A 22,194-nucleotide genomic window follows, 5' to 3' on the forward strand; every position below is an offset into this window, starting at 1 on the left:
GGGCAGAGCCTGCTGGGGGCGTGATGGCGGTGCACTCGGAGGATGTACCGGCGGAGGGGGCCGGGCGGGCGCGATCGTCGCGGGGGTCCTCACGGCGGCCGGCGGGTACGTCGTCGGCAGCGTCCGGGCGCGGCGGGGCGGGCCCACGTTCCAGGTGGTGGAGATCAAGGGGGAACACGATGGCTGAGGCACCTGTGCCGATCCTCATGTACCACGCGGTCTCCGCCGACCCGAGCGACGCCACCCGCGTGCTCTCGGTCTCCCCGGAGGCGTTCGAACGGCAGATGGAGATCATCGCCGATCTGGGGCTCACCCCGGTCAAGACGGCTGATCTGGCGGCCCGTTGGCGCCACGGCCGCCCGCTGCCGGAGCGGCCCGTTCTGATCACCTTCGACGACGGCTACGACGGTGTGCACCGGCACGCGCTGCCCGTGCTCGCCAAGCACGGCTTCACGGCCACGGTGTTCGTCTCCACCGGCTGGCTGCGCGGTCCGTACGACACCGGCGGCGGCCTGGACACCATGCTGGACTGGGACCAGGTCCGCGAACTCGCCGCGGCCGACGTCGAGATCGGCGGCCACACCCACACGCACCCGCAGCTCGACCAGCTCGACGACACCGCCCTGCGGCACGAGCTGATCCACTCCAAGGAGATCGTCACCGACGAACTCGGCACCGTACCGCTCTCGTTGGCGTATCCCTACGGCTACTCCAGCCGCCGGGTGCGCGAGGCGGTGCGCGAGACCGGGTACGCCCAGGCGCTCGCCGTGAACAACGGACTGGCCCGCCGCCGTCAGGGTCCGTACGCGCTGACGCGGCTGACCGTGCGCCGCGCCACCACCGCCGAGGAGTTCGAGCGGCTCGTGCAGGGCCGTGCGATCGCCCGGGACTTCGCCAGGGACCGTGCCCTCACCAAGGGGTACGCGTTGGTCCGAAGAGCACGACAGGTCCGCCGGAAGGTCTCCCGTTCCCGTGTCTGACACGACGACCACGACCGAGCCCGAGTCCACCGCGGCAAAGGCGCCCGAGCGACCGGGGCGCCGTCTTCGCCTGCCCGGACTGGGCAAGGGCGGTAGCGGTGGCGGTGGCGGTGGCAACCAGCTGTTCCGCAACGCCTACGCCCTGATGCTGAACACCGGTATCTCCGCGGTGCTCGGCCTCGGGTTCTGGCTGGCGGCCGCCCGCTACTACTCCGAGTCCGCCGTCGGCCAGGGCTCCGCCGCGATCGCCGCGATGAAGTTCCTCGCGGGTCTGACCGCGGTCACCCTGACCGGGGCGCTGGCCCGTTTCATCCCGGTGGCGGGCCGCTCCACCGGGCGCCTCATCTTCCGTACGTACGCGGGCAGTTCGCTGGTCGTGGCGGTGGCGGCGGGCGTCTTCCTGCTGACCCTGGACGTGTGGGGGCCGTCGTACCGCTTCCTGCACGGGCCGGTGAACGGCCTCGGGTTCATCGCGGCCGTCGTCGCCTGGAACGTGCTCACGCTCCAGGACGGCGTGCTCACCGGGCTCAGGAGCGCGCCCTGGGTGCCGGTCGGCAACACCGTGTTCTCCGCGGTGAAGTTGGGGCTGCTCGTCGCGTTCGCGGTGGCGATCCCAACGGCCGGTGTCTTCGTGTCGTGGGTCGCGGCCATCGCGATGTCCGTGCTGCCGCTGGGCTGGCTGGTGTTCCGGCGGCTGGTGCCCCGGCATGTGAAGGCCACCGAGGACCACGCCAAGCCGCCCTCGCTCCGGGAGATCGGGCGCTTCCTCGCGGGCGACTACACCGGCTCGCTGTTCTCGCTCGCCGTGGTCTACCTGATCCCGGTGATCATCGCCTCGCAGGTCAGCTCCGAGGAGAACGCGTACTTCTACATCACCACCACGATCGGCGGCACCTGCAACCTGCTCGCCATCAACATGGGCGCCTCCCTCACCGTGGAGGGTTCGCACGACCCGAAGCGGCTGGCGGCCAACACCCGGGCGGCGCTGAAGCGGATGGCGCGGATCATGCTGCCGGTGGCCGCGGTGCTGTTCATCGGGGCGCCGTGGATCCTCGGTGTGTTCGGCGCGGGTTACGCGGACGCGGCCACCCCGCTGCTGCGCTGGTTCGCGGTCGGCGCGGTGCTCCGGGTCGTCATGGAGACGTACTTCGCGGTGCTGCGCGCGCAGAGCCGGACCGCCGGACTCGCCTGGCTGCAGGGCCTGTTGTGCGTGCTGGTGCTCGGTCTGACGCTGCTGCTGCTCCCCCGCATGGGGCTGACCGGCGCGGGCGTCGCCGAGATCTCCTCGCTCGCGGTGATCGTGGCGATCGCCGCGCCCAAGCTGTACCGGACGATCCGCAGCGCGCCCGCCGCCGAGGTGCCGGCGAGTGCGGCCCCCGACGGCGACCTCGCCGACCTGGGGACGCGCGAGGTCGCGCCCTCGACGAAGCAGCGCCGGCCGGGCTGGGCGCTCGACCAGGACACCCTGGCCCTCGGCATCCACGTCGACTTCGACCACCTGGAGCGCCGGCCCGACGTACGTCCGGGTCCCGGCACCCCGCCCACGGGCGTCCCCGTGGTCGGCCCGACGCGCGACCGGCCGACCTGGGCGCTGCGCGACTTCCCCGAGGTCGGGCTGCCGGTGGAGGAGCGCGAGCCGGGCTCCGAGTCCTCCCTCGGGCCATCGGAGACGGAGGTGGACGCACCGTTCGAGGAGGCGTTCGACGCGGGCAAGGACGTGGCCGGCGTGGCCGCCGCAGCCGTCGTACCGGAAGAGGCCGTGGAGGATACCGCGGCCGCACCCGAAGAGCCGCCGCAGCCGCCCGCCCTGTCCTGGTGGGAGCGGGCGCGGCCAACCCGGATCGGGATGCTCCTCGGCTGTCTGCTGGTGGCCGCGCTGCTGCTCTACTGGGTGCCCGCCGCGCGCCTCGGCGAGGCCGATCTGGACCGGATGGGCGGGCTCGGGCTGATCTCGATCCTGCCGCTGCCGACGCTGGCCGGGGCCGCACTGCTCGTGGTGGTCTTCGCCGCGCTGCTGTGGCTGGGCCGGGAGCACAAGGCGCTGCTGCTGGTCACCCTGCTGGCGACCGTGGTCTCGCTGCACGCGCTGCCCGCGGTGATCGAGGCCGAGCCACGGTTCGCGACGGCCTGGCAGCACCTCGGGTTCATCGACTACATCGAGCGGACCGGCTCGGCCGTGCCGGACCTGGACGCGCGCTGGAGCTGGCCGGGCTTCTTCGCGGTGGCCACCTTCGTCGCCCAGGCCTGCGGGGTCACGGACTTCACCGAGATCATCCGCTGGTGGCCGACGGCCATCCAACTCGCCTATCTGGCCCCGATGTTCCTCCTCGTACGGCACATGCGGGCGAGCTGGCGGGCCAAGTGGACCGGCATCTGGATCTTCGTGCTCAGCGGCTGGGTCGGCCAGGACTACTTCTCCCCGCAGGGCTTCACCTATCTGCTGTACCTGGTGTTCGTCGCGGTCCTGCTCGTCTGGTTCCGGGCGCCGCGCGTGATCTGGACCAGGCGGCGGCCGGGCGAGGCGGAGGTCGAGCCGGCGAACCGACGCCAACGGGCCGTGCTGCTCGCGGTGGTGATCGGCCTGTTCGCGGCGACCGTGCCCGCCCACCAGCTCACCCCGTTCGTGATGCTCGGTGTGCTGGCGGTGCTCGTGCTGGTCGGCAAGTCCGAACTGCGCGGCCTGCCCATCCTGTTCGGCGTGATGGTGGTCGCCTGGATCGGCTGGATGGCCGAGCCGTACTGGTCCGGCCACTTCGACGACCTCTTCGGTGGGGTGGGCGGGGTCGGCAGCAACGTCTCCTCGTCGGTCTCCGGCCGTATCGAGGGCGGCAGTTCGACCCACAAGCTCGTCCTGTACGTCCGGGTCCTGCTGGCCGGCTCCGTCATGGCCCTCGCCTGCTACGGCTGGTGGCGCAGGCGCGAGCACAAGTACCGCGAACTCTCCCTGCTGGTCCTGACGTTCGTCCCGTTCCTCGGCTTCGGCATGCAGTCGTACGGCGGCGAAATGGCCCTGCGCGTCTTCATGTTCGCCCTGCCGGGCGCGGGCCTGCTCGCGGGTCTCGCCCTTTTCCCGCGCACCGGCGTCACCGCGAAGGAGCGCGAGCGGGACCGGGTGAGCCTGGCTCCGGTAGCCGCGTTCATGGCGGGCCTGCTCCTCATCGGCGGCTTCCTGGTAGCCCGTTGGGGCAACGAGCCGTTCGAGCGGATCCGGCCCGGCGAGGTCGCCGCCATGGACTACGTCTACGCCCACGACAAGCCGACGGTCCGGGTGCTGTGGCTGTCCAACGACACGGTCAACAACGTGACGCCGGCGATGCCGTGGGGCGCGAAGGACATGGAGAAGGTCTCCTACGTGCCGACGCTGGCGCCGACCGACCCGGTGCTGGTGTCCAGCCTGGTCAAGGCGCTCAGGGACGCGGGCCCGAACTCGTATCTGATGGTCAACGTCAGCCAGGTCACCTATCTCCGGCTGGACGTGGGCTACTCCACCACCTGGGAGCCCCGGCTCCTGACGAACCTGGACAACCGCAAGGAGCTCAAGCGGGTCTTCAGCAACGCGGATGCCACGATCTACGCGCTCAGGGACCAGCCCGCGGGCAAGGTCGCGAAGCCGGATCCGGGTCCGATCGGGCCGCAGATCACCTGGACGCCGTGGTCGGTGGTGGGGGCGCTGGCCGCGCTCGCGCTGATCCTGCTGCTGACGACGCGCGAGGTGGTGCGGGTCGCGGTGCGGCCGGGGGTGCGTCAACTGCGGTGGCTGCAGAGCAGTTTCTGGTTCTCGCTGCCGCTGCTCGCGGTGTTCCTGGCGGCGTTGGTGCAGCGGTTCCTGACGATGAAGTGATCGGGGGTGAAGTGGCTCTGCGGTGGGGCGAGGTGGCTCAGCGATTGAGCCACTTCACCTCGTACGCCTGCATGGCGAACTTCTTCCCGTCGATGTCGGCATTGATCTGCCGGTCCAGGGTGTTGACCACGAGAACCGTCTTGTCGGTGGCGAGGACGCGGACGTTGGGCACGTCGTCGGCGGCCACGGCGACCGTCTCGTACGTGGTCCCTGGCGGGAACGCCTTGCTGAACCGGCTCACCAGGCCGAACATCGGCAGCTCCTGACCGCCGCTCGCGCCGCTGGTCGGCGTCCAGAGGCAGCCCGCGCAGTCCGTGCCCTTCTCGTTCTCCGGGTTCCAGTAGAAGGCCGAGGTGGTGCCGCCCCTGGCCAGGGCGATCATCCCCGCGGCCTGGACGGCGACCCGGCGGCTCTCGGACCAGCCCTCGCGTTCGTCACGGCCGTCGGCGGGCTCGACGTAGTACTCGGCCCACCACAGCGGCAGGTTCCCGGTCTGCTGCCGCACCCACTTGCTCACCGCCGTGAACTTGTCGGTGGCGGCGAACTCGTTCGGCAGCAGCTCGTCGTCGTTGGTGTAGCTGGAGCCGTCCACGACCACGAAGTCGGCGCCGACCTTGTGGGTGTTCCAGTAGTCGAAGGCGTCGACGATCCGCTGGTCCATGGCGCCCCAGGGGCCCTTGAGGGCCGTGGAGGCGTCCTGGGAGCGCGGGTCGACGCTGTCCATCACGAGGTAGGGCCCGCCCACCATAATGTCCGGGTTGACCTTCTTCAGCGCCTGGTAGACGAGGTTGTACAGCTGGGTGTAACCCTCGTAGTCCCAGCGGCCCTTGCTGTCGTTCCAGAAGCCCTTGAACTCGTTCCAGACGATGAAGTGGCGTACGTCCGGATAGCGCTTGGCGACGGTCGCGGCGAGCGCGGCGTAGTCCTTGAAGTGCGCGGGCTCCGGGGCGGTCTCCAGGGAGGCCTGGCTCCAGTTCGTGTTGCCGACCCCGGCCTTGCCGCCCTTCATCCAGTCCGGGGCGCAGCACAGGGTGAGCACCGGGGTGGAGCCGGAGGCGCGCATGAAGTCGACGCGCCGGTCCAGGTCCTCGAAGTCGTAACGCCCCTTGACCGGCTCGGGGTTGTCGGCGCCCCAGCCCATGATGTGCTGGTTCTGCGGGAGCCCGCCGCTGTCCTTGATCAGTCCCTCGACCCGCTCGGTGGCTTCCGAGCTGCCCTCGTCGGCGCTGAACTGGGTGTGTGTGAACCCCCAGCCGACCTCCGGGGTCTCCGCGTCGGGCGTGGTCGTCGGTGTGCCGTGCACCCGGTCGCCGTTGCGTGAGGTGCCGTCGGTGCCCGCGCCGTTGCCCGAAAGCGTGTTGAGGAGGGTCACGACCAGGGCCAGCGCCGCCGCACCCACACCGAGCAGCGCGGTGAGCCGCCACCGCCGTGCCCCCGAGTACCACCCATGACGTCCCATCGAGGGCAACGGTATCCGCGAACACGCGTGTGCGGGCAGATGCCGTAGATACACATCTTCGTAACAGGAGGTAAAGGACGGAGAATGGAAACCCGGGCAGTTGCGACACAACCGGCGCACTACGGAAACCGGATGCACTCGACGCCCCCGTGCCGGATCATGGGCGCCATGTCCGCCAACCCGCACGACGCTCTGCCGATCCGGCTCACCGTCGACGACAGCGACTCGCCGTCCGACGTCGTCGACGCGCTGTTCCTCGGCCGCTTCGCGACGGGCGAGCAGCCCTACTCCCATGCCGCCAACATCGACCGGGTCCGCTCCGGGGCCACCCTTCTGCCGTCCGGCGCCCGGGTGTTGCGGGTGGCCCGCGACGACGACCGCAGTGCCACGCTCGCGGAGGGCGAGGGCTGGACCCTGCTGGTCTCCCGCTGGAACCGCGGCGCCGACGTCACCGTCACCGCGACCACCGCCGAACTCGCGAAGAAGGTCCTCGACCAGGCGACCGACGGCGCGGTGGACGAGCCCGAACCCCAGCCGGAGAACGTGACCATGGGCTTCTGGTACGTCTCCCCGAGGCGCGGTCCGCACCGCACCACCCGCCAGATCTCCGCGGGCACCTGGGACGAGGTCCGGGAGAACTACACGGCACCGGTCGCAGACGCGATGGACCGCCTGATGAAGACGACCCCGGAGGACATCGCGGGCCGGCTCCTGCTGCTGCACGGCCCGCCGGGCACCGGCAAGACCTCCGCGCTGCGCACGCTCGCCCGCTCCTGGCGGGACTGGTGCCAGGTGGACTGCGTCCTGGACCCCGAGCGCCTCTTCTCCGACGTCGGCTATCTGATGGACATCGCGATCGGCGAGGAGGACTCGGCGGGCAAGGGCCGCTGGCGGCTGCTCCTCCTTGAGGACTGCGACGAGCTGATCCGCGGCGAGGCGAAGCACACCGCGGGACAGGCGCTGTCCCGGCTGCTCAACCTCACCGACGGTCTGCTCGGCCAGGGCCGCAACGTCCTGGTGGGCGTGACCACCAACGAGGACCTGGAGCGTCTGCACCCGGCCGTGGTCCGCCCCGGCCGCTGCCTCGCCCGTATCGAGGTGGGCCCGCTGACCCGCCGGGAGGCGGTGGGCTGGCTCGGCACGGACGAGGGGGTCGGCCGCGAGGGGGCCACGCTGGCGGAGCTGTACGCGCTGCGCCGGGGGACGTCGCCGACGACGCTGCCGGAGCCGCGGGAGGGGGCGGACGCCGGACTGTACCTCTGAGTGTTCTCATGGAGGTATGACCCTGTACGTCGGCACGTCCGGGTGGCAGTACAAGGACTGGCGGGGTGTTCTGTACCCCGCCGGGGTGCCGGTGCGGCGCTGGCTGGAGGAGTACGCGGCGCACTTCCCGACGGTCGAGATCAACAACGCGTTCTACCGGCTGCCGACCCGGGAGAACTTCGAGGCGTGGCGGGACCGGCTGCCGGCCGACTTCGTGGTCGCGGTGAAGGCGAGCCGGTATCTGACCCACATCAAGCGCCTGAAGGACCCCGAGGAGCCGGTGGAGCGGCTGATGAGCCACGCGGAGGGCCTGGGGCCGCGGCTGGGGCCGGTGCTGTTGCAGCTCCCGCCGACGCTGAAGGCCGACCCTGCCCTGCTGGACGTGTGCCTGGCCTGTTTCCCCCGCTCCACGCGGGTCGCGGTCGAACCCCGGCACGAGTCGTGGTGGACGCCGGAGGTACGCGAGGTCCTGGAGACCCGGCACGCGGCCCTGTGCTGGGCCGACGCCCGCGCCCGCCCGGCCACGCCCTTGTGGCGCACCACGGACTGGGCCTACGTCCGCTTCCACGAGGGCCGCGCCCAGCCCTGGCCGAACTACGGCAGACAGTCCCTGAAGACGTGGGCGGACCGCATCACCCGGACCTGGTCCGCCGACGAGGACGTGTACGCGTACTTCAACAACGACCCGAACGGAGCGGCGGTCCACAACGCACCGGTGTTTGAGTCTCTTCTCCGCCGCAACGGCGCTGAGCCGCAACGACGTATCTCGGCGGTGCCGAACCCCGCTCAGCCCTGACCGTAAGCCGCCCGCAGCGCATCCCGTACGGCCGTCAGCGCGTCCTTCTCGGTGAGCCCCAGCCGACGGGCCCGCTCGACGTACGCCTGCGCCGCCGACGCCAGCTCCCGCTCCGCCGCCGAGCCCGCCGCCGCGACGAACGTGCCGTTGCGCCCCCGCGTCTCGATCACCCCGTCCGTCTCCAGCGCCCGATACGCCTTGGCGACGGTGTTCGCGGCCAGCCCGAGCGACTCGGCCAGCCCCCGCACCGTGGGCAGCCGGTACCCCACCGGCAGCACCCCCGCCCGCGCCTGCTCGGAGATCTGCGCCCGCACCTGCTCGTACGGCGCCGCACTGTCGTCGATGTGGATCTTCAAGGTCACGACCCGATTGTCCCGCACCCACCGGAAAATGAGAGGCATCCGCCCCCACGGCCCCCGTAGCGTGCGGCCACATGACCGTGATCGTGCGCGACCTGCGTCCCGAAGTCGGAGCCGATGCCGAGGGCGTGACCCGGGTCAGACGGCTCGCCCTCCCCCACGCGTTGATCAGCCCGGAGTCCGTGGTGCACCGCCTCACCCGTATCCACCCCGACGCCCGCTTCCGGTGGCTGCTCGCCGAGGAGGACGGCGAGATCATCGGCTCATGCTCGGTCGGCCTCGCATACGACAGCCCGGAGCCCGGCCAGGCGTACCTCAACGTCTACGTACACCCGGACCGGCTGCGCCGCGGCGCCGGTTCGCTCCTGCTGCGCACGGCGGAGGAGCATCTGACCGCCCTGGGCGCGAAGAAGGCCTTCGCCTGGATCCTGGACGCCCCGGAGAACCGGGCCTACGCCGAGCGGCGCGGCTACCGCGCGAGCCGCTCCGCGCACTTCCTCCGGCTCGACCTGGCCAACGGCACCCTCCCCCCGCTCCAGCCCCCGCCGCCGGGCGTCCAACTGCGCACGGGCGCCGACTTCGCGGCCGATCCCCGCCCGCTGTTCGAACTGGACGCGGAGGTGACGGCGGACGAACCGGGCGACGTCGACGTCGAGTTCACGGACTACGAGGCGTGGTACGAGGACACCTGGAAGCATCCCTTCCTCGACCTCGACCTGACCTCGGTCGTCGTGGTCGACGGCCGCCCCGTGGCCTTCACCGCGGCCCACACGGACGGCGCCGGCCGCTACGCCACCGCCATGACGGGCACCGCCCGCGTCTTCCGCGGCCGCGGCCTCGCCAAGCTCGCCAAGAACGACTCCCTGCACCGGGCCCACGCCGCCGGCTGCCGCGAGGCCCTCACCGGCAACGACGCCGGCAACGAGCCCATGCTCGCGATCAACAAATGGTTCGGCTACGAGATCTGCGCCACGGAGGTACGCCATGTCCGCGAACTCACCTGACCCGACCGCCCTCCTGGAGGTCGTCCTGATCAAGGCGGGCCGCACGAAGATCCGTTACCCGGCCGAACTCGTCGAGGACACCGGCACCCGCATCACCGTCCGAGCCCCCTGGGCCGGCGAGGGCGTCCGCGACTTCGGCTTCGTCCGCTTCGAACCCGGCGACATCTTCACCGAGCACTACTGGCGAGACCGCTGGTACGCGATCAAGGAGGTCCGCACGTCCGAGGGCACCTTGAAGGGTTGGTACTGCGACATCACCAGACCGGCCCAACTGAACGGCACGGAGTTGATCGTAGAAGACCTGGACCTGGACCTGTGGGTCTCGGCGGACGGCAAGGACGTACGACGCCTGGACGAGGACGAGTTCGAGGAGAGCGGCCTGAGGGAGCGGGACCCGGAAGCGGCGTCGGCGGCATGGGCAGCACTTATGGAGCTGGAGCAACTGGCACCCACCAGGGGCGCGGGGCTGAATCCATTTGCGGCTCCGCCGCGGGGCGCGACAAGCCCCCACACACCCGCAGCCGACACCCCACACCACTTCCCACCCCTCTAGTCGCCCCTCACCACCACCGCATACCGCTCGTCATCCACGACCTCCCCCCACAACAAGGAGTCCCCCGACAACGACTCCACGATCACCCGCCCACCCAGCGGCTCCACCAGCCCTCTGAGCACCTCCGCCGATATCCCAAAGGCCCCCCACACCCCCTCCACCAGCACCAACCGCCCACCCGGCCGCAACAACCCCCACCACCGCCGCACCACCCGCGCGGGCTCCGGCAACGCCCACAGCACATGCCGGACCAGCACCACATCGAACCGCTGCTCCCCCACCGGAGGCCCCGCCGCGTCACCCACCATGAACACCGCGTCACGCCCCGCGAGCTTCGCCCGCGCCAGCGACACCATCGCCGGGGACAGGTCGACACCGGTGACCCGGTGTCCCCGCTCGGCGGCGAGCAGCGACAGGCTCCCCGTCCCGCACCCGAGGTCCAGCACGTCCGAGGCCCGCTCCGGCAGCCACCCCCGCAGCCGGTCGTCCCAGGCCCGCCGCACCGCGGGGTCCCGCAGGCCGTGGTCCGGCTCCTCGTCGAAAGAGGCCGCCTCGGCATCCCAGTCCACGCCACTGTTCTCCGTCATGTGCCCCAGAGTGACACCCGCCACTGACAACCGAATCGTGACAACCGCCACTGACAGACCAGGCATCGATGAGGAACTCTCCCCCAAAGGGTCTACCTCCGTGAGAACGCGGAACTCGGTAGGCACTGAAGGAGGCAGCCATGCGCCGTACAACCGTGCAGAAGCCCCTGAAGAGGACGGACACCCGCCGGATCCGTGAGGAGGCCGACGAGCGCCCCGCGGGACGACCCGAGGTCCGAAAGGACATCGCGCGCACCTGGTGGCCCGACGGCTGACGGCGCCACGTCTCAGACCAGTCGCTTGCGGTAGTGGACGCGGTCATAGGGCCCGTCCACTCGCCGTTCCACGACCTCGTAACCGAACTTCGGATAGATCTCCTGGTTCTCCCACATCAGCGCGTTGGTGTAGAGCCTGACCTCGGTCAGCCCGCACACACGCGCGTGTGCCTCGACGAACCGCAGCAGCCGTCCCCCGACGCCCGTGCCCTGGGCGCCCGGGTGGACGGCGATGTTGTCGAGGTAGAGGTGGTCCTCGTGCTCCGGTAGTACCGGATCTCCTCGTTCGTCATGGCCGCACGCTATCTACCTGATCTCAGTCTCAGCACTCCCTTAAGAGGGCCATAAAGATCGTCGGCGACCCGCACAGGCTGGGGATTTCACGGTTTCTTGGTTCCGGCACCCATCAGCACCGGTTCCGAGGAGATCCCCCATGCCCGCACGCCGCAAGGCCGTCGCCGCCGTCGGCATCGCCCCGCTCGCCCTGACCGCGCTGACGACCCTGGCCGCCGCGCCCGCGTCCGCGCACGGGTCGATGGGCGACCCCGTCAGCAGGGTCGCGCAGTGCTACGCGGAGGGTCCCGAGAGCCCGAAGTCCGACGCGTGCCGGGCGGCGGTCGCGGCCGGCGGTACCCAGGCGCTCTACGACTGGAACGGCATCCGCATCGGCGACGCGAACGGGCGGCACCAGGAGCTGATCCCGGACGGCAGGCTGTGCAGCGCGAACAACGACGAGTTCAAGGGCCTCGACCTGGCCCGCGCGGACTGGCCGGCGACGAGCGTGCGCGGCGGGTCGTACACCTTCAAGTACCGCGTGACGGCCCCGCACAAGGGCACGTTCAAGGTGTACGTCACCAAGCAGGGCTACGACCCGACGCGGCCGCTCGCCTGGGCCGACCTGGACCTGGCGAACCCGGTGGCGACGGCGACGGACCCGGTCGCAGCGGGCGGCTTCTACACCTTCTCCGGCACGCTCCCGGAGCGCTCCGGCAAGCAGCTCCTCTACGCGGTCTGGCAGCGCTCGGACAGCCCGGAGGCGTTCTACTCCTGCTCGGACGTGACGTACGGCGGCGACAGCACAGACAGCGGAAACACCGGCGGCGACAGCACCGGCAGCGGCGGTACCGGCGACGGCGGTACCGGCGACGGCGGTACCGGCGACGGCGGTACCGGCGACGGCGGCGGTACGACGGCCACCCCGTCCCCGGCCCCCGCCGCCCCGACCGCCTCCGCCCCCTCGCAGGAGCAGATCGAGGCCGGTGCCGACAAGTCGACGGTCGAACACCACGGACACGGCGACGACGACGCCTCCACCTCCGCGGAACCGGTCGCCGTGTCGCGGAGCAGCACCCCCGACAGCCGGCTGGAGGCGGCCGGCAACACCCAGAACCTCGCCGAGACCGGCGGGGACGACAGCTCGGCGTATCTCGCGATGGGCGGCGCGGCGACGCTCGCGGCCGGCGCGGCGCTCCTGTTCGCCTCGGTCCGCCGCCGCGCGGCGAACACCGGTGCCCGGCACGGCCGTTGATCCACCGGCGGCCGCACAACCGTTGATCCCACAGAACTCCGGGGCCTGACCGGCGGCTCAGGCCGGACAGGCCCCGGCGGTGCTCAACTCAGCGCCGACGCGCAGGTGGTGGCGGTGGCGTGCGCCGGGTCGAGGGCGTTCGCCACCTCATGGAAGGCGATCCGGTCGAACAGACCGATCGCCGCGTGCTCGGAGAGATCGAGCGGGCACAGGTCCTGGAGCAGGACGTTGTGGACGCCGGTCCCGCTGAGGAACTGGCTCTGGTACGGCGTGACGACCTCGTCGTACTTGGTCGCGAGGACGGTGTACTTGACGCCGGCGACGGTGTCACCGCCCGCGTTGAGCTTGGTGAGAAAAGCCGAGCCGACGACCTGGTCGGCGAGGGCGGGGGTGTTGGCGCTGAGGAAGTCCGCGGCGCCCGGGAAGTAGGGCAGCAGGTTGGTCAGGCCCGACAGGGTGGTGCCGTGGTTGTCGGGGGCGATGCCGACGAGGGCGTTCACCTTGGCGGCGCCGCCGAGGAACTTCAGGTAGTAGCGGGGCATCATGCCGCCCTGCGAGTGGCCGACGAGGTCGGCCTCGGCCACGCCGGTCGCGGCGAGCACCTTGTCGACGTAGGCGGAGAGCTGCTCGGCCGACTTGTCGATGGGACCGAGGCCGTAGACGATCGGGACGCCCTCCAACTGCCCGTAGTCGAAGGAGAAGACGCAGTACCCGCGGTCCTCCAGGTACGGCGCGAGGGCCAGCCAGTTGTCGACGGAGTTGGCGAAGGTGCCGTGGACGAGGACGACGGGGCGGGGGTGGGCGGCGGAGGGTTTGCAGGAGTAGTCGTTCCAGCCGCTGCTCGACGCGGCGGCGGTGTCGGCGGCCTGGGCGACGCCGGCGGGGACGGTGACGGCGGCGGCGGTCAGCAGCAGTGCGGCGAGGGGTCTGAGCACTCGTTTCCAGGGCAGCATCGTGTGATCTCCTTGCGGCTCAAGGGAGGTGCGATGGCCTTACGCCCTGTGATCCGGATCACGAGGATGCTGTTCAATTCGAAAGTTACGGACGAGTAGTGAACTTGTGAAGTTACGCGTCAGTAAAAAGTTCCAGTGACAACCGGGCCGGATGCACCTACTGATGAACCGTCACCAGGCGGGCCTGAGGGGACCATAGGGCGCAATGCGCCGCAACACGCCCCACAACGCGCACACTTCACCCGCACCGACGACACACCCTCGACGACACCCGCATCGCTCCCCCAGGCCGACCCCGCCAGGGATCACACCGGCACCCTCGGCCTCGCCACCCGCGCCCCGAACCCCGCCCGCCACCGCCCGGCGCTCTCCTCGACCCGGTGGAGACCGGCGACGAGGGAGTCGGGGGCGAGCTGACGGGCGGCCGCGGCGGGGCCGAGCTCCTCGGCGTGCAGGGTCAGTGAACGGAGCCGGGGCCACCGTAGGCCGAGCGTCTCGTACAGGTCGCAGGCCGCTCCGGCCAGGACCGGCGGATGGGCGGCCGGCTCCCGCAGGGCGTGGCCGCGGGTGATCGCGGGGCGGTCGGCGCAGTGCACGGTGAGGGTCAGGGCGCGGCAGACCTCGTCGAGGGCGCACAGCCGGGCCGCCAGTTCCTCGGCGGCCGAGAGAAGGGCACGCCGATACCGGCCGGGGTCGTGCTCGTCCCGGTCGAAGGGCCGCTCGGCGGTGAGACAGCGGCGGGGGAACCGGTTCGGCACCACCCGGCCGCGGTCGACGCCGTTCGCCCGTTCGTGCAGCTCACGGCCGGCCACCTCGCCGATCAGCCGCTGGAGCACGGCGAGCGGCGCGGCCGCGACCCGGCCCAGCGTGTCCAGGCCGTGCGCGGCCAGGGCACGGACGGCCCCGGCGCCGATGCCGGGGAGCGCGCCGACGGGCCGCCCCGCGAGGAAGTCCGCCGCCGTGTCCGCGGACACCGCACGGGTCACCCCGGGTTCGGCCGCCTCCAGCGCCATCCGGGCGAGCGTCGGCCCGGGCCCGACACCGATCGTGCAGTCGGTCCCGTGCAGCGCGAGGGCGCGGACGCGGATCGCCGAGGCCAGTTCGACGGCGCTCCGCCCGAGCCGCCGTTCGGCACCCCACAGATCGGCCAGCGCCCCGTCCGGCGGCAGCGCCTCGACGACGGGCGTGAACTCCCCCAGCAACCCGAGCAACCCGAGCAGCCCGGGCAGATCTTCCTCCGGCCGCGTCGACGGCTGGAAACGTACGCAGAGGATGGTCATCCCGCACTCCCCGGACTCCGGTGCCACTTCGCCCCCGGATGCAGTTCGCGCCCGGCGGCCGTTTGGATTCGTCCGGCCCTCACGAACCCTTTCGCTCGAACTAATGTTCGCTCACCTTCACCGATGAGGCTAGAGTAATCGAACGCGAGTACGGTGAACATATCCGGCTTATGGATCGAAAGGTACGAACATGCGGGTGACGGAGGTGCGGCATGGCGGGCTTCGCCCACGTGCACGTCGCGTCCGGTTACTCCGCCCGCTACGGCGCCTCCCACCCCGAGCAGCTCGTCCACCGGGCGGCCGAGCGCGGCATGTCCACGCTCGCGCTCACCGACCGGGACACGGTCACCGGCGCCGTGCGCTTCGCCCGGGCCTGCGAGAAGGAAGGGGTCCGGCCGGTCTTCGGCATCGACCTCGCGGTGGCGGCCCTCGCGCCGCCGCCTCCGGGCCGACGCCCCCGCACTCCGGCACGCGGCGGCGCGTACGTCGTCGAGCCGCCGCTGCGGTTCGTGCTGCTCGCACGGAATCGAACAGGCTGGGCACGGCTGTGCCGTATCACCTCGGCCGCCCATGAGGGCGCCGTCTCCGGCACCCCGCCGGTGGTGCCGTGGGAGGCGTTGCGCGCGTACGGCGGTCCCGGCCTGACCGTACTGCTGGGGCCGCTCTCGGAGCCGGTGCGGGCCCTGTCGGTGGGCCGGGAGGACGTCGCGATGAAGCTGCTGGCGCCCTGGAAGGAGATCTTCGGGAGGGAGGTCCGATTGGAAGCCGTTGCGCAGAAACGTTTCGGCACAGGTCCGGGCTCCCTGCGCCTGGCCGCCCGCACCCTCGCCCTGGCCGACCGCACCGGCACCACCGTCGTGCTCTCGAACGCCGTCCGCTACGCCGATCCCGGCCAGCACCGCCTCGCCGACGTCCTGGACGCGGCCCGGCTGCTGCGGCCCATCGACCGGCGCCGGCTGGACACCGGACAGCGCTGGCTCAAGGACGAGCGGGCGATGGCCGCCGTGGCACGGACGGTCGCCGAGGGCGCGGGGGCGGACGTCCGCCGGGCCCGGCGTCTGATGGCGGACACCGCGAGCACGGCGGAGGCGTGTGTCGTGGACCCCATGGACCTCGGCCTTGGCAGGCGGCACTTTCCGGAACCGTCGCTCTTCGGCGCCGGGCCGAAGACGGGCGGCGCGGCCGGACTGCTGCGCCTGAGGTCCGAGGAGGGCCTGGCCCGACGCGGCCTCAACCGCGACCGAGCGGCACGCGACCGGCTGGAGGAGGAACTCGCCGTCATCTCCCACTGGAACTACGACGCGTACTTCCTCGCCGTCGGCCAGGTCGTCGCCGACATCCGCGCCAAGGGCATCCGGGTCGCGGCCCGCGGCTCCGGCGCCGGCTCGCTGGTCTGCCACACACTGGACATCGCCACCGCCAACCCGCTCGAACACAGCCTGCTGTTCGAACGGTTCCTGAGCACCCGCCGGAAGTCGCTGCCCGACATCGACATCGACGTGGAGTCCGCCCGCCGCCTGGAGTGCTACGACACGATCTTCGAGCGGTTCGGCAAGGAGCGGGTCGCGGTCACCGCGATGCCCGAGACCTACCGGGCCCGCCGTGCCCTGCGCGACACCGGCCTCGCGCTCGGCATCGCGCCCGCCGACGTCGACCGGATCGCCAAGAGCTTCCCGCACCTGCGCGCCTGCGACATCACCGGCGCCCTCGCCGAACTGCCCGAACTGCGCCAACTGGCCGCCGACGCCCACCGGTTCGGACCGTTGTGGGAACTGGCCGAGGGCCTCGACTCCCTGGTCCACGGCATGGCCATGCACCCCTGCGGCGTGGTCATCAGCGACGCGACCCTCCTGGACCGGCTGCCGGTCCAGCCCACCCCACAGGGCGACTACCCCATGGCCATGGCCGCGAAGGAGGAGATCGAAGCGCTCGGCAACATCAAACTCGACGTCCTGGGCGTACGGATGCAGTCCGCGATGGCCCATGCCGTCGCCGAGGTTGAGCGGGTGACCGGTCGCCACATCGATCTGGACGACCCGAAGCAGGTGCCGCTCGACGACGTCTTCGCCTTCAAACTCATCCAGGAGAGCCAGACGTTGGGCCTGTTCCAGCTCGAATCCCCCGGCCAGCAGGACCTGTTGTCCCGGCTCCAGCCGCGGGACGTGCAGGACGTCATCGCCGACATCAGCCTCTTCCGGCCGGGGCCGGTCGCCGGCGGCATGCCCGAGCGGTACATCGCCGCCCGGCACGGCGGCCGTCCGGACTACGCCCACCCGCACCTGGAGCCGGTGCTCGCCGACACCTACGGCGTGACCATCTGGCACGAGCAGATCATCGAGACCCTGCGGGTGATGACCGGCTGCGACCGGGCCTTCGGCGAGGTCACCCGGCGGGCACTGGGTGAAAAGGACCAACTGCCGCGGATCCGGGACTGGTTCCACGACAAGGCACGCAGGCGCGGTTACAGCCCGGCCGTCCGGGAGGAGGTCTGGAAGACCGTCGAGGCCTTCGGCGCGTACGGCTTCTGCCGCGCCCACGCGGTCGCCTTCGCCGTACCCGCCCTGCAGAGCGCCTGGCTCAAGGCCCACCACCCGGCGTTCCTGCTCGCCGGGCTGCTCGAACACGACCCCGGCATGTGGCCCAAGCGGGTCCTGGTCTCCGACGCCCGGCGCCGCGGGGTCCCCGTCCTGCCGGTCGACGTCAACACCTCCCGGGTGCGGCACACCGTGGAGAAGACCGACGGGGAGCAGTGGGGCGTACGGCTCGCCCTCGCCGCCGTGCACGGGATCAGCGAGGCCGAATCCGCGCGGATCGAGGAGGGGCAGCCGTACGGATCGCTGTCGGACTTCTGGCAGCGGGCCCGTCCTAGCAGACCGGTGGCCGAACGCCTCGCGGAGATCGGCGCGTTGAACCGCCTCCACGACGGACGCCTCACCCGGCGCGATCTCCTGCTCCAGATCACGGAGTTGCACCGGCAGTCCCGTACCCGGTCGGCGCACGAGGGCCAACTGCCGCTCGTGGCCGGGGCGGTGGGCGGTTCGGAGCCGAGCGGGCTGCCGGAGATGACCGGACGCGAGGCCCTGAGCGCGGAGTTGACCACCCTCGGCATCGACGTCTCCAAACACCTGATGGAACACCACCACCGGCTGCTGCGCGAGATCGGCGTGACCGACGCGGCCCATCTGACCCAACTGCGCGCCGGGCAGCGGGTGTTGGTCGCCGGGGTGCGGGCCTCCACGCAGACCCCGCCGATCGCCAGTGGCAGGCGGATCATCTTCGTCACCCTGGAGGACGGCTCCGGCCTGGTCGACCTGGCCTTCTTCGAGGACTCCCACCCGGCCTGCGCCCACACCGTCTTCCACAGCGGACTGCTCCTGGTGCGCGGCACGGTCCAGGTGCGCGGCAGCCGCCGTACCGTCGTCGGCACCATGGCCTGGGACCTCGACGAGATCGCCGCCGCCCGCCGCGACCGCGGCCCCGAGGCCGCCCTCGCCCTCCTCGGCGAGAGCCGCCCGCACCCGACCCCCGCCCAGCCGCACCGCACCCTGGACAACGGCACGACCGGCGCCCGCCTCCACCCCTACGCCGACCTCCAGCCGGCCGGCACCCGCTCGGCCGACCTGAAGAAGTTCGGCCACCGGAGCCCGGGGAGCGCGGGATGAGCGCACGTCGGCGGCACATCGCCCACCTCTACCTGCACGGCGTACCGGGTGAGGCCCCGTACGAGGACGTGATCGACTACCTCTCCGGCATCACTCCCCATGTGCAGGCCCTACCGCCCAACGGCGTTCAGATGGACCTGACTTCGGCGCTCCGGTACTTCGACCTCTCCCCGTACGACATGGTCCAGACGGCGTTGATCAGGCTGAAGCTCTTCTACGGCATCGACGTGAGCGCCGGACTCGCGGGCAACCGCATGCTCGCGGCCATGGCGGCCGACGCGTCCGCGCCCGGCGAGACCACCTGGGTCCCCGCCGAGCGGGCCGCGGAGTGGCTGTACCCCCGGCCGCTCACCGCGCTGCCCGGGGTCGGCCGGGCCACGGCGGACACCCTCACCCGGTACGGCCTGCACACCGTCGGCCAGCTCGCCGACCTGCCGCCGGCGACCCTGCAACGGCTCCTGGGGGTCGGCCAGGCCCGTCTCCTGGCCGAACGCGCCCGCGGCCACGACCCCCGCCCGGTCGCCCCCGCGGAACCGGCGGCCCAGCTGACCGCCGACCTCGTCCTCGACCGGGACTGCCTGGATCCGGCCCAGCACCACCGGGCGGTCCTGGGGCTCGCCGAACGGATCGGCATACGGCTGCGCGGGGAACGCCAGGTCGCCGGCCGGCTCACCCTCACCGTGCGGTACGCCGACCGCAGTTCGACGACCCGCACCCGCGCGCTGCCGGAGGCCACCGCCCACTCCCCCGCCCTCGCCGCCACCGCCCTGGGCCTGCTGGCGGCCCTCGGCCTGCAGCGCGCCCGCGTCCGCGGCTACGCGCTCCGCGCCGACGCCCTGCGACCGGCCGGGACCGCCTGCCGCCAGCTCTCCATGGACCCGGGCGACGACCGCGCCCGCGCGGCCGAAGCCGCCGCCGACCGGGCCCGCCGACGCTTCGGGCCCGGGGCCGTCCGTCCGGCGACTCTGGCCGACTGACCGCTCCGCACCGGCCGCCGGCTCCGGCACAGCAGAAGGCACGTGGGCCGCGCACCGGCAGGCGGATCAGCGGGGTTCGCGGACGACGGCGACACCTCCCGGTGGGACGAGGACGGTTCCGGTGACCGGTGTGCCGGTGAGGAGTTCGACGCCTTCGGCGGGTGCCTCGGCGCCCTTTCCGGCATGGTCGATCAGGAACAGGTAGTCGGCGTCCTCGCCACGGCGCCGGACGACCTCGACTCCGGCGGGCACCTCACGCTCCGGTGACACTCCGGCGTCCCGGCGGATGCGGTGGAGCAGGGCGGCGAGCGTGTCCTGGTCGGGGTGGGTGGCCACATACCAGGCGGTGCCGTCGCCGTACTCGTGGCGGGTGACGGCGGGATGGCCGGTCAGCGGTCCGTCGGCGTGGGAGGCGACGGCCCGCGCGCCGGTGAGCCGAACCCGTTCCGACCACAGGTCGGCCGTGGCCCCGGAGGGCACCTCGCCGGTCAGGCCGGTCGTCTGTCCCGGCAGCAGAGGGAAGAGCTCGTCGGTGACGACCCCGAGGACGTCACGGAACGCGCCCGGGTAACCGCCCAGGTACACATGGCAGTTGGCGTCGACCATGCCGCTGTGGAAGCCGACGGCCAGCGTGCCCCCGCCTTCGGCGAACCGGGCCAGGTTCGCCGCCGCCTCCTCGGTGACCAGGTACAGCGAGGGCGCCAGGACCAGTTCGTAGCGGTCGAGTCCGGGGTCGTCCGGGTGTACGAAGTCGACGGCGACCCCCGCCCGCCACAAGGGGGTGTACCAGTCACGCACCAGGTCCTGGTAGCGCAGTTCACCGCTGGGCTGGGAGGGCAGTTCCAGTGCCCAACGGGCGTTCCAGTCCCACACGATCGCCACCCGCGCCGTGCCGGCGGAGTACCGCACTTCGGCCAACGCCCGCAGGTCCGCGCCGAGTTGGACGACGTCCTGCCAGATCCGGCTGTCGGTCCCGGCATGCGGCAGCATCGCCGAGTGCCACTGCTCGGCGCCCGCCTTGGCGGCCCGCCACTGGAAGAACGCGATGCCGTCGGCGCCGTGCGCCACGTGGGACAGGGCGTTGCGCCGCATTTCCCCAGGGAGCTTGGCGCGGTTGACCGGCTGCCAGTTGACGGCACCGGTCGAGTGCTCCATGAGGAACCACGGCCCACCGGCGAGCGAGCGCATCAGATCGCCGTGGAGGGCGATGTCGACCTCGGCCTCCGGGTCGTCGGACAGCAGGTAGTGGTCGTTGGAGAGGATGTCCAGCTCCGGTGCCCAGCGCCAGTAGTCGAGGGCGTCGATGGTGCGCAGGACAAGGAAGTTGGTGGTTGCGGGGGTGTCCGGAGCGGCCCGGCGCAGTACCTCGCGTTCGGCCGTGAACAGGGAGAGCAGTTCGTCGGAGCAGAAGCGGCGCCAGTCCAGCCGGTGGGTGGGGTTCGGCGGGGCCGGGGTGGCACGGGGCGGCAGGATCTGGTCCCAGTCGTAGTACCACTGGCTCCAGAACGTGGTGCCCCAGGCGTGGTTGAGGGCGTCCAGATCGTCGCCGTAGCGGGCGCGCAGCCAGGTGCGGAAGGCGGCGGCGCTGGTGTCGCAGTAGCAGGCGTCGTTGTGGCAGCCGTACTCGTTGTGCACGTGCCACATGGCGACGGCCGGATGGTCGGCGTAACGCTCGGCGAGGGCTCCGGCGATGCGCAGGGCCGCCTCGCGGTAGGCGGGGCTGGAGGGGCAGAACGTCTGGCGGCTGCCGTACGACAGTCTCCTGCCGTCCTTGTCGACCGGCAGCGCGTCCGGGTACTCGCGGAAGAACCAGGCCGGCGGTGCCGCCGTCGGGGTCGCGAGGTCGGCGGCGATGCCGTTCTCGTGGAGCAGGGCGAGGATCTTGTCCATGCGGGTGAAGTCGTAGACGCCCTCGGCCGGTTCGAGCAGGGCCCAGGAGAAGATGCCGACGCTGACCATGGTCACCCCGGCCTCGCGCATCAGGCGCATGTCCTCGGCCCAGACCTCCTCGGGCCACTGCTCGGGGTTGTAGTCACCGCCGTAGGCGATTCCGGGAATGCGGAGACGGCGTGCGGTAGTCATACGTGTTCTCTTTCGAACGGGGCCTGGTTCAGCCCTTGTTGGCGCCGAGGGTCAGTCCGCTGACGAACTGGCGCTGGAGCACGAAGTACACGATCAGGGTGGGGATCGCGGTGAGCAGGGCACCCGCGGCGACCAGGTTGGGGTCGGTGAAGTACTGGCCGGAGAGGTTGTTCAACGCACTGGTGATCGGCATGTTCTCCCCGGTGGAGATCAGCACGATCGCCCAGAAGAAGTCGTTGTAGATCCAGATCGACAACAACGTCCCCAGCGCGGCCATCGCCGGCTTGCACAACGGCAAAACGATCTGCCAGTACATCCGCCACACCGACGCCCCGTCCACCAAAGCGGCCTCGGTCAGCTCATGCGGCAGCATCCGCATGTAATTGCTGAGCACGAACGCGCAGAAGCCGGACTGGAACGCCACATGGATCAGCACCAGGCCCAGCGCCGAGTCGTACAGCTTCCCCGACATCGTGATCCCCGGCAGATCGACCAGCAGATACAGCCGGTACAGCGGGGTGATGATGACCTGCTGCGGCAGCAGGTTGCCGGCCGTGAACACCAGCAGCAGGAACAGGTTCAGCCGGAAGTCGAA

At 71.4% G+C, this 22,194-nt stretch carries 17 protein-coding genes and 2 pseudogenes; 11 read left to right on the forward strand and 8 right to left on the reverse strand.

The window, feature by feature from the left end:
* From ABZ896_RS43115 to ABZ896_RS43125, 3 genes and pseudogenes are all read left to right on the forward strand, one after another.
* Window positions 1-187, forward strand: a pseudogene (locus tag ABZ896_RS43115) (hypothetical protein); the annotation flags it as partial.
* Window positions 180-980 (forward strand): polysaccharide deacetylase family protein, encoded by an 801-nt coding sequence (locus ABZ896_RS43120; RefSeq protein WP_360941453.1) that lies wholly within the window; start codon window positions 180-182, stop codon window positions 978-980. The pseudogene ABZ896_RS43115 and the gene ABZ896_RS43120, both read left to right, overlap by 8 nt.
* Complete coding sequence (locus tag ABZ896_RS43125) at window positions 973-4,821, forward strand: lipopolysaccharide biosynthesis protein (RefSeq protein ID WP_360941456.1); 3,849 nt, start codon at window positions 973-975, stop codon at window positions 4,819-4,821. Before ABZ896_RS43120 ends, ABZ896_RS43125 begins: the two co-directional genes overlap by 8 nt.
* 37 nt (window positions 4,822-4,858) lie before the next feature.
* Here ABZ896_RS43125 and ABZ896_RS43130 read toward each other — a convergent pair whose 3' ends face one another.
* Entirely contained in the window at window positions 4,859-6,280 is a 1,422-nt protein-coding gene (locus ABZ896_RS43130; protein ID WP_360941459.1) for a xylan 1,4-beta-xylosidase, read from the reverse strand.
* 168 nt (window positions 6,281-6,448) lie between these two features.
* Here ABZ896_RS43130 and ABZ896_RS43135 point away from each other — a divergent pair, with 168 nt between their 5' ends.
* Both ABZ896_RS43135 and ABZ896_RS43140 read left to right on the forward strand, forming a co-directional pair.
* Window positions 6,449-7,543: a DUF5925 domain-containing protein gene (locus ABZ896_RS43135; protein ID WP_360941502.1), complete on the forward strand. Its 1,095-nt coding sequence runs from the start codon at window positions 6,449-6,451 to the stop codon at window positions 7,541-7,543.
* Between the two features lie 16 nt (window positions 7,544-7,559).
* Window positions 7,560-8,339: a DUF72 domain-containing protein gene (locus ABZ896_RS43140; protein ID WP_360941462.1), complete on the forward strand. Its 780-nt coding sequence runs from the start codon at window positions 7,560-7,562 to the stop codon at window positions 8,337-8,339.
* Here ABZ896_RS43140 and ABZ896_RS43145 read toward each other — a convergent pair.
* Entirely contained in the window at window positions 8,330-8,701 is a 372-nt protein-coding gene (locus tag ABZ896_RS43145; RefSeq protein ID WP_360941465.1) for a GntR family transcriptional regulator, read from the reverse strand. The two genes, ABZ896_RS43140 and ABZ896_RS43145, sit on opposite strands and share 10 nt — an antisense overlap.
* 71 nt (window positions 8,702-8,772) lie before the next feature.
* Between ABZ896_RS43145 and ABZ896_RS43150 the strand changes: the two genes are divergently transcribed.
* Window positions 8,773-9,702: a GNAT family N-acetyltransferase gene (locus tag ABZ896_RS43150; protein ID WP_360941469.1), complete on the forward strand. Its 930-nt coding sequence runs from the start codon at window positions 8,773-8,775 to the stop codon at window positions 9,700-9,702.
* On the forward strand, window positions 9,683-10,255 hold the full coding sequence (locus tag ABZ896_RS43155; protein WP_360941472.1) for a DUF402 domain-containing protein: 573 nt from the start codon (window positions 9,683-9,685) through the stop codon (window positions 10,253-10,255). The genes ABZ896_RS43150 and ABZ896_RS43155 overlap by 20 nt, the downstream gene beginning before the upstream one ends.
* Here ABZ896_RS43155 and ABZ896_RS43160 read toward each other — a convergent pair.
* A complete protein-coding gene (locus ABZ896_RS43160; RefSeq protein WP_360941475.1) occupies window positions 10,252-10,842 on the reverse strand; it encodes a class I SAM-dependent methyltransferase in 591 nt (196 codons plus the stop codon). The genes ABZ896_RS43155 and ABZ896_RS43160 overlap by 4 nt on opposite strands.
* Before the next feature lie 140 nt (window positions 10,843-10,982).
* On the opposite strand from ABZ896_RS43160, the gene ABZ896_RS43165 reads away from it, so the two are divergent.
* Window positions 10,983-11,117, forward strand: coding sequence for a hypothetical protein (locus ABZ896_RS43165; RefSeq protein ID WP_360941478.1), 135 nt, complete (start codon window positions 10,983-10,985; stop codon window positions 11,115-11,117).
* Between the two features lie 12 nt (window positions 11,118-11,129).
* Here the strand turns inward: ABZ896_RS43165 and ABZ896_RS43170 are convergent.
* Window positions 11,130-11,390, reverse strand: a pseudogene (locus tag ABZ896_RS43170) (GNAT family N-acetyltransferase); the annotation flags it as partial.
* A gap of 160 nt (window positions 11,391-11,550) precedes the next feature.
* Between ABZ896_RS43170 and ABZ896_RS43175 the strand changes: the two are divergent.
* Window positions 11,551-12,645 carry a lytic polysaccharide monooxygenase gene (locus ABZ896_RS43175; RefSeq protein ID WP_360941481.1) on the forward strand — a complete coding sequence of 365 codons (1,095 nt, stop codon included), beginning with the start codon at window positions 11,551-11,553 and terminating at the stop codon, window positions 12,643-12,645.
* Between the two features lie 83 nt (window positions 12,646-12,728).
* Here the strand turns inward: ABZ896_RS43175 and ABZ896_RS43180 are convergent, their stop codons facing one another.
* Window positions 12,729-13,598 (reverse strand): alpha/beta fold hydrolase, encoded by an 870-nt coding sequence (locus ABZ896_RS43180; RefSeq protein ID WP_360941484.1) that lies wholly within the window; start codon window positions 13,596-13,598, stop codon window positions 12,729-12,731.
* A gap of 305 nt (window positions 13,599-13,903) precedes the next feature.
* Entirely contained in the window at window positions 13,904-14,878 is a 975-nt protein-coding gene (locus ABZ896_RS43185; protein ID WP_360941487.1) for a hypothetical protein, read from the reverse strand.
* 212 nt (window positions 14,879-15,090) lie between these two features.
* Between ABZ896_RS43185 and dnaE the strand changes: the two genes are divergently transcribed.
* Together dnaE and ABZ896_RS43195 are read left to right on the forward strand one after the other, a co-directional pair.
* Window positions 15,091-18,540, forward strand: a complete 3,450-nt coding sequence (dnaE, locus tag ABZ896_RS43190; RefSeq protein WP_360941490.1) for a DNA polymerase III subunit alpha — start codon at window positions 15,091-15,093, stop codon at window positions 18,538-18,540.
* The gene (locus tag ABZ896_RS43195) at window positions 18,537-19,517 is read left to right on the forward strand and encodes an ImpB/MucB/SamB family protein (RefSeq protein WP_360941493.1); all 981 of its coding nucleotides are present in this window, start codon (window positions 18,537-18,539) and stop codon (window positions 19,515-19,517) included. The genes dnaE and ABZ896_RS43195 overlap by 4 nt, the downstream gene beginning before the upstream one ends.
* A 66-nt stretch (window positions 19,518-19,583) precedes the next feature.
* Here ABZ896_RS43195 and ABZ896_RS43200 read toward each other — a convergent pair whose 3' ends face one another.
* Together ABZ896_RS43200 and ABZ896_RS43205 are read right to left on the reverse strand one after the other, a co-directional pair.
* Window positions 19,584-21,599: a beta-galactosidase gene (locus tag ABZ896_RS43200; protein ID WP_360941496.1), complete on the reverse strand. Its 2,016-nt coding sequence runs from the start codon at window positions 21,597-21,599 to the stop codon at window positions 19,584-19,586.
* Between the two features lie 28 nt (window positions 21,600-21,627).
* Window positions 21,628-22,194: carbohydrate ABC transporter permease (locus ABZ896_RS43205; protein WP_360941499.1), on the reverse strand; the 567-nt coding region annotated here is incomplete at its 5' end.

Source organism: Streptomyces sp. NPDC047072 (assembly GCF_040643855.1).
Taxonomy (GTDB): domain Bacteria; phylum Actinomycetota; class Actinomycetes; order Streptomycetales; family Streptomycetaceae; genus Streptomyces.

Excerpts from the sequence above, each read along its gene's own strand:
- ABZ896_RS43120 (WP_360941453.1), top strand. The coding sequence starts at position 180 with ATGGCTGAGGCACCTGTGCCGATCCTCATGTACCACGCGGTCTCCGCC.
- ABZ896_RS43130 (WP_360941459.1), bottom strand. The coding sequence starts at position 6,280 with ATGGGACGTCATGGGTGGTACTCGGGGGCACGGCGGTGGCGGCTCACC.
- ABZ896_RS43135 (WP_360941502.1), top strand. The coding sequence starts at position 6,449 with ATGTCCGCCAACCCGCACGACGCTCTGCCGATCCGGCTCACCGTCGAC.
- ABZ896_RS43140 (WP_360941462.1), top strand. The coding sequence starts at position 7,560 with ATGACCCTGTACGTCGGCACGTCCGGGTGGCAGTACAAGGACTGGCGG.
- ABZ896_RS43150 (WP_360941469.1), top strand. The coding sequence starts at position 8,773 with ATGACCGTGATCGTGCGCGACCTGCGTCCCGAAGTCGGAGCCGATGCC.
- ABZ896_RS43155 (WP_360941472.1), top strand. The coding sequence starts at position 9,683 with ATGTCCGCGAACTCACCTGACCCGACCGCCCTCCTGGAGGTCGTCCTG.
- ABZ896_RS43160 (WP_360941475.1), bottom strand. The coding sequence starts at position 10,842 with ATGACGGAGAACAGTGGCGTGGACTGGGATGCCGAGGCGGCCTCTTTC.
- ABZ896_RS43165 (WP_360941478.1), top strand. The coding sequence starts at position 10,983 with ATGCGCCGTACAACCGTGCAGAAGCCCCTGAAGAGGACGGACACCCGC.
- ABZ896_RS43175 (WP_360941481.1), top strand. The coding sequence starts at position 11,551 with ATGCCCGCACGCCGCAAGGCCGTCGCCGCCGTCGGCATCGCCCCGCTC.
- ABZ896_RS43180 (WP_360941484.1), bottom strand. The coding sequence starts at position 13,598 with ATGCTGCCCTGGAAACGAGTGCTCAGACCCCTCGCCGCACTGCTGCTG.
- ABZ896_RS43185 (WP_360941487.1), bottom strand. The coding sequence starts at position 14,878 with ATGACCATCCTCTGCGTACGTTTCCAGCCGTCGACGCGGCCGGAGGAA.
- dnaE (WP_360941490.1), top strand. The coding sequence starts at position 15,091 with ATGGCGGGCTTCGCCCACGTGCACGTCGCGTCCGGTTACTCCGCCCGC.
- ABZ896_RS43195 (WP_360941493.1), top strand. The coding sequence starts at position 18,537 with ATGAGCGCACGTCGGCGGCACATCGCCCACCTCTACCTGCACGGCGTA.
- ABZ896_RS43200 (WP_360941496.1), bottom strand. The coding sequence starts at position 21,599 with ATGACTACCGCACGCCGTCTCCGCATTCCCGGAATCGCCTACGGCGGT.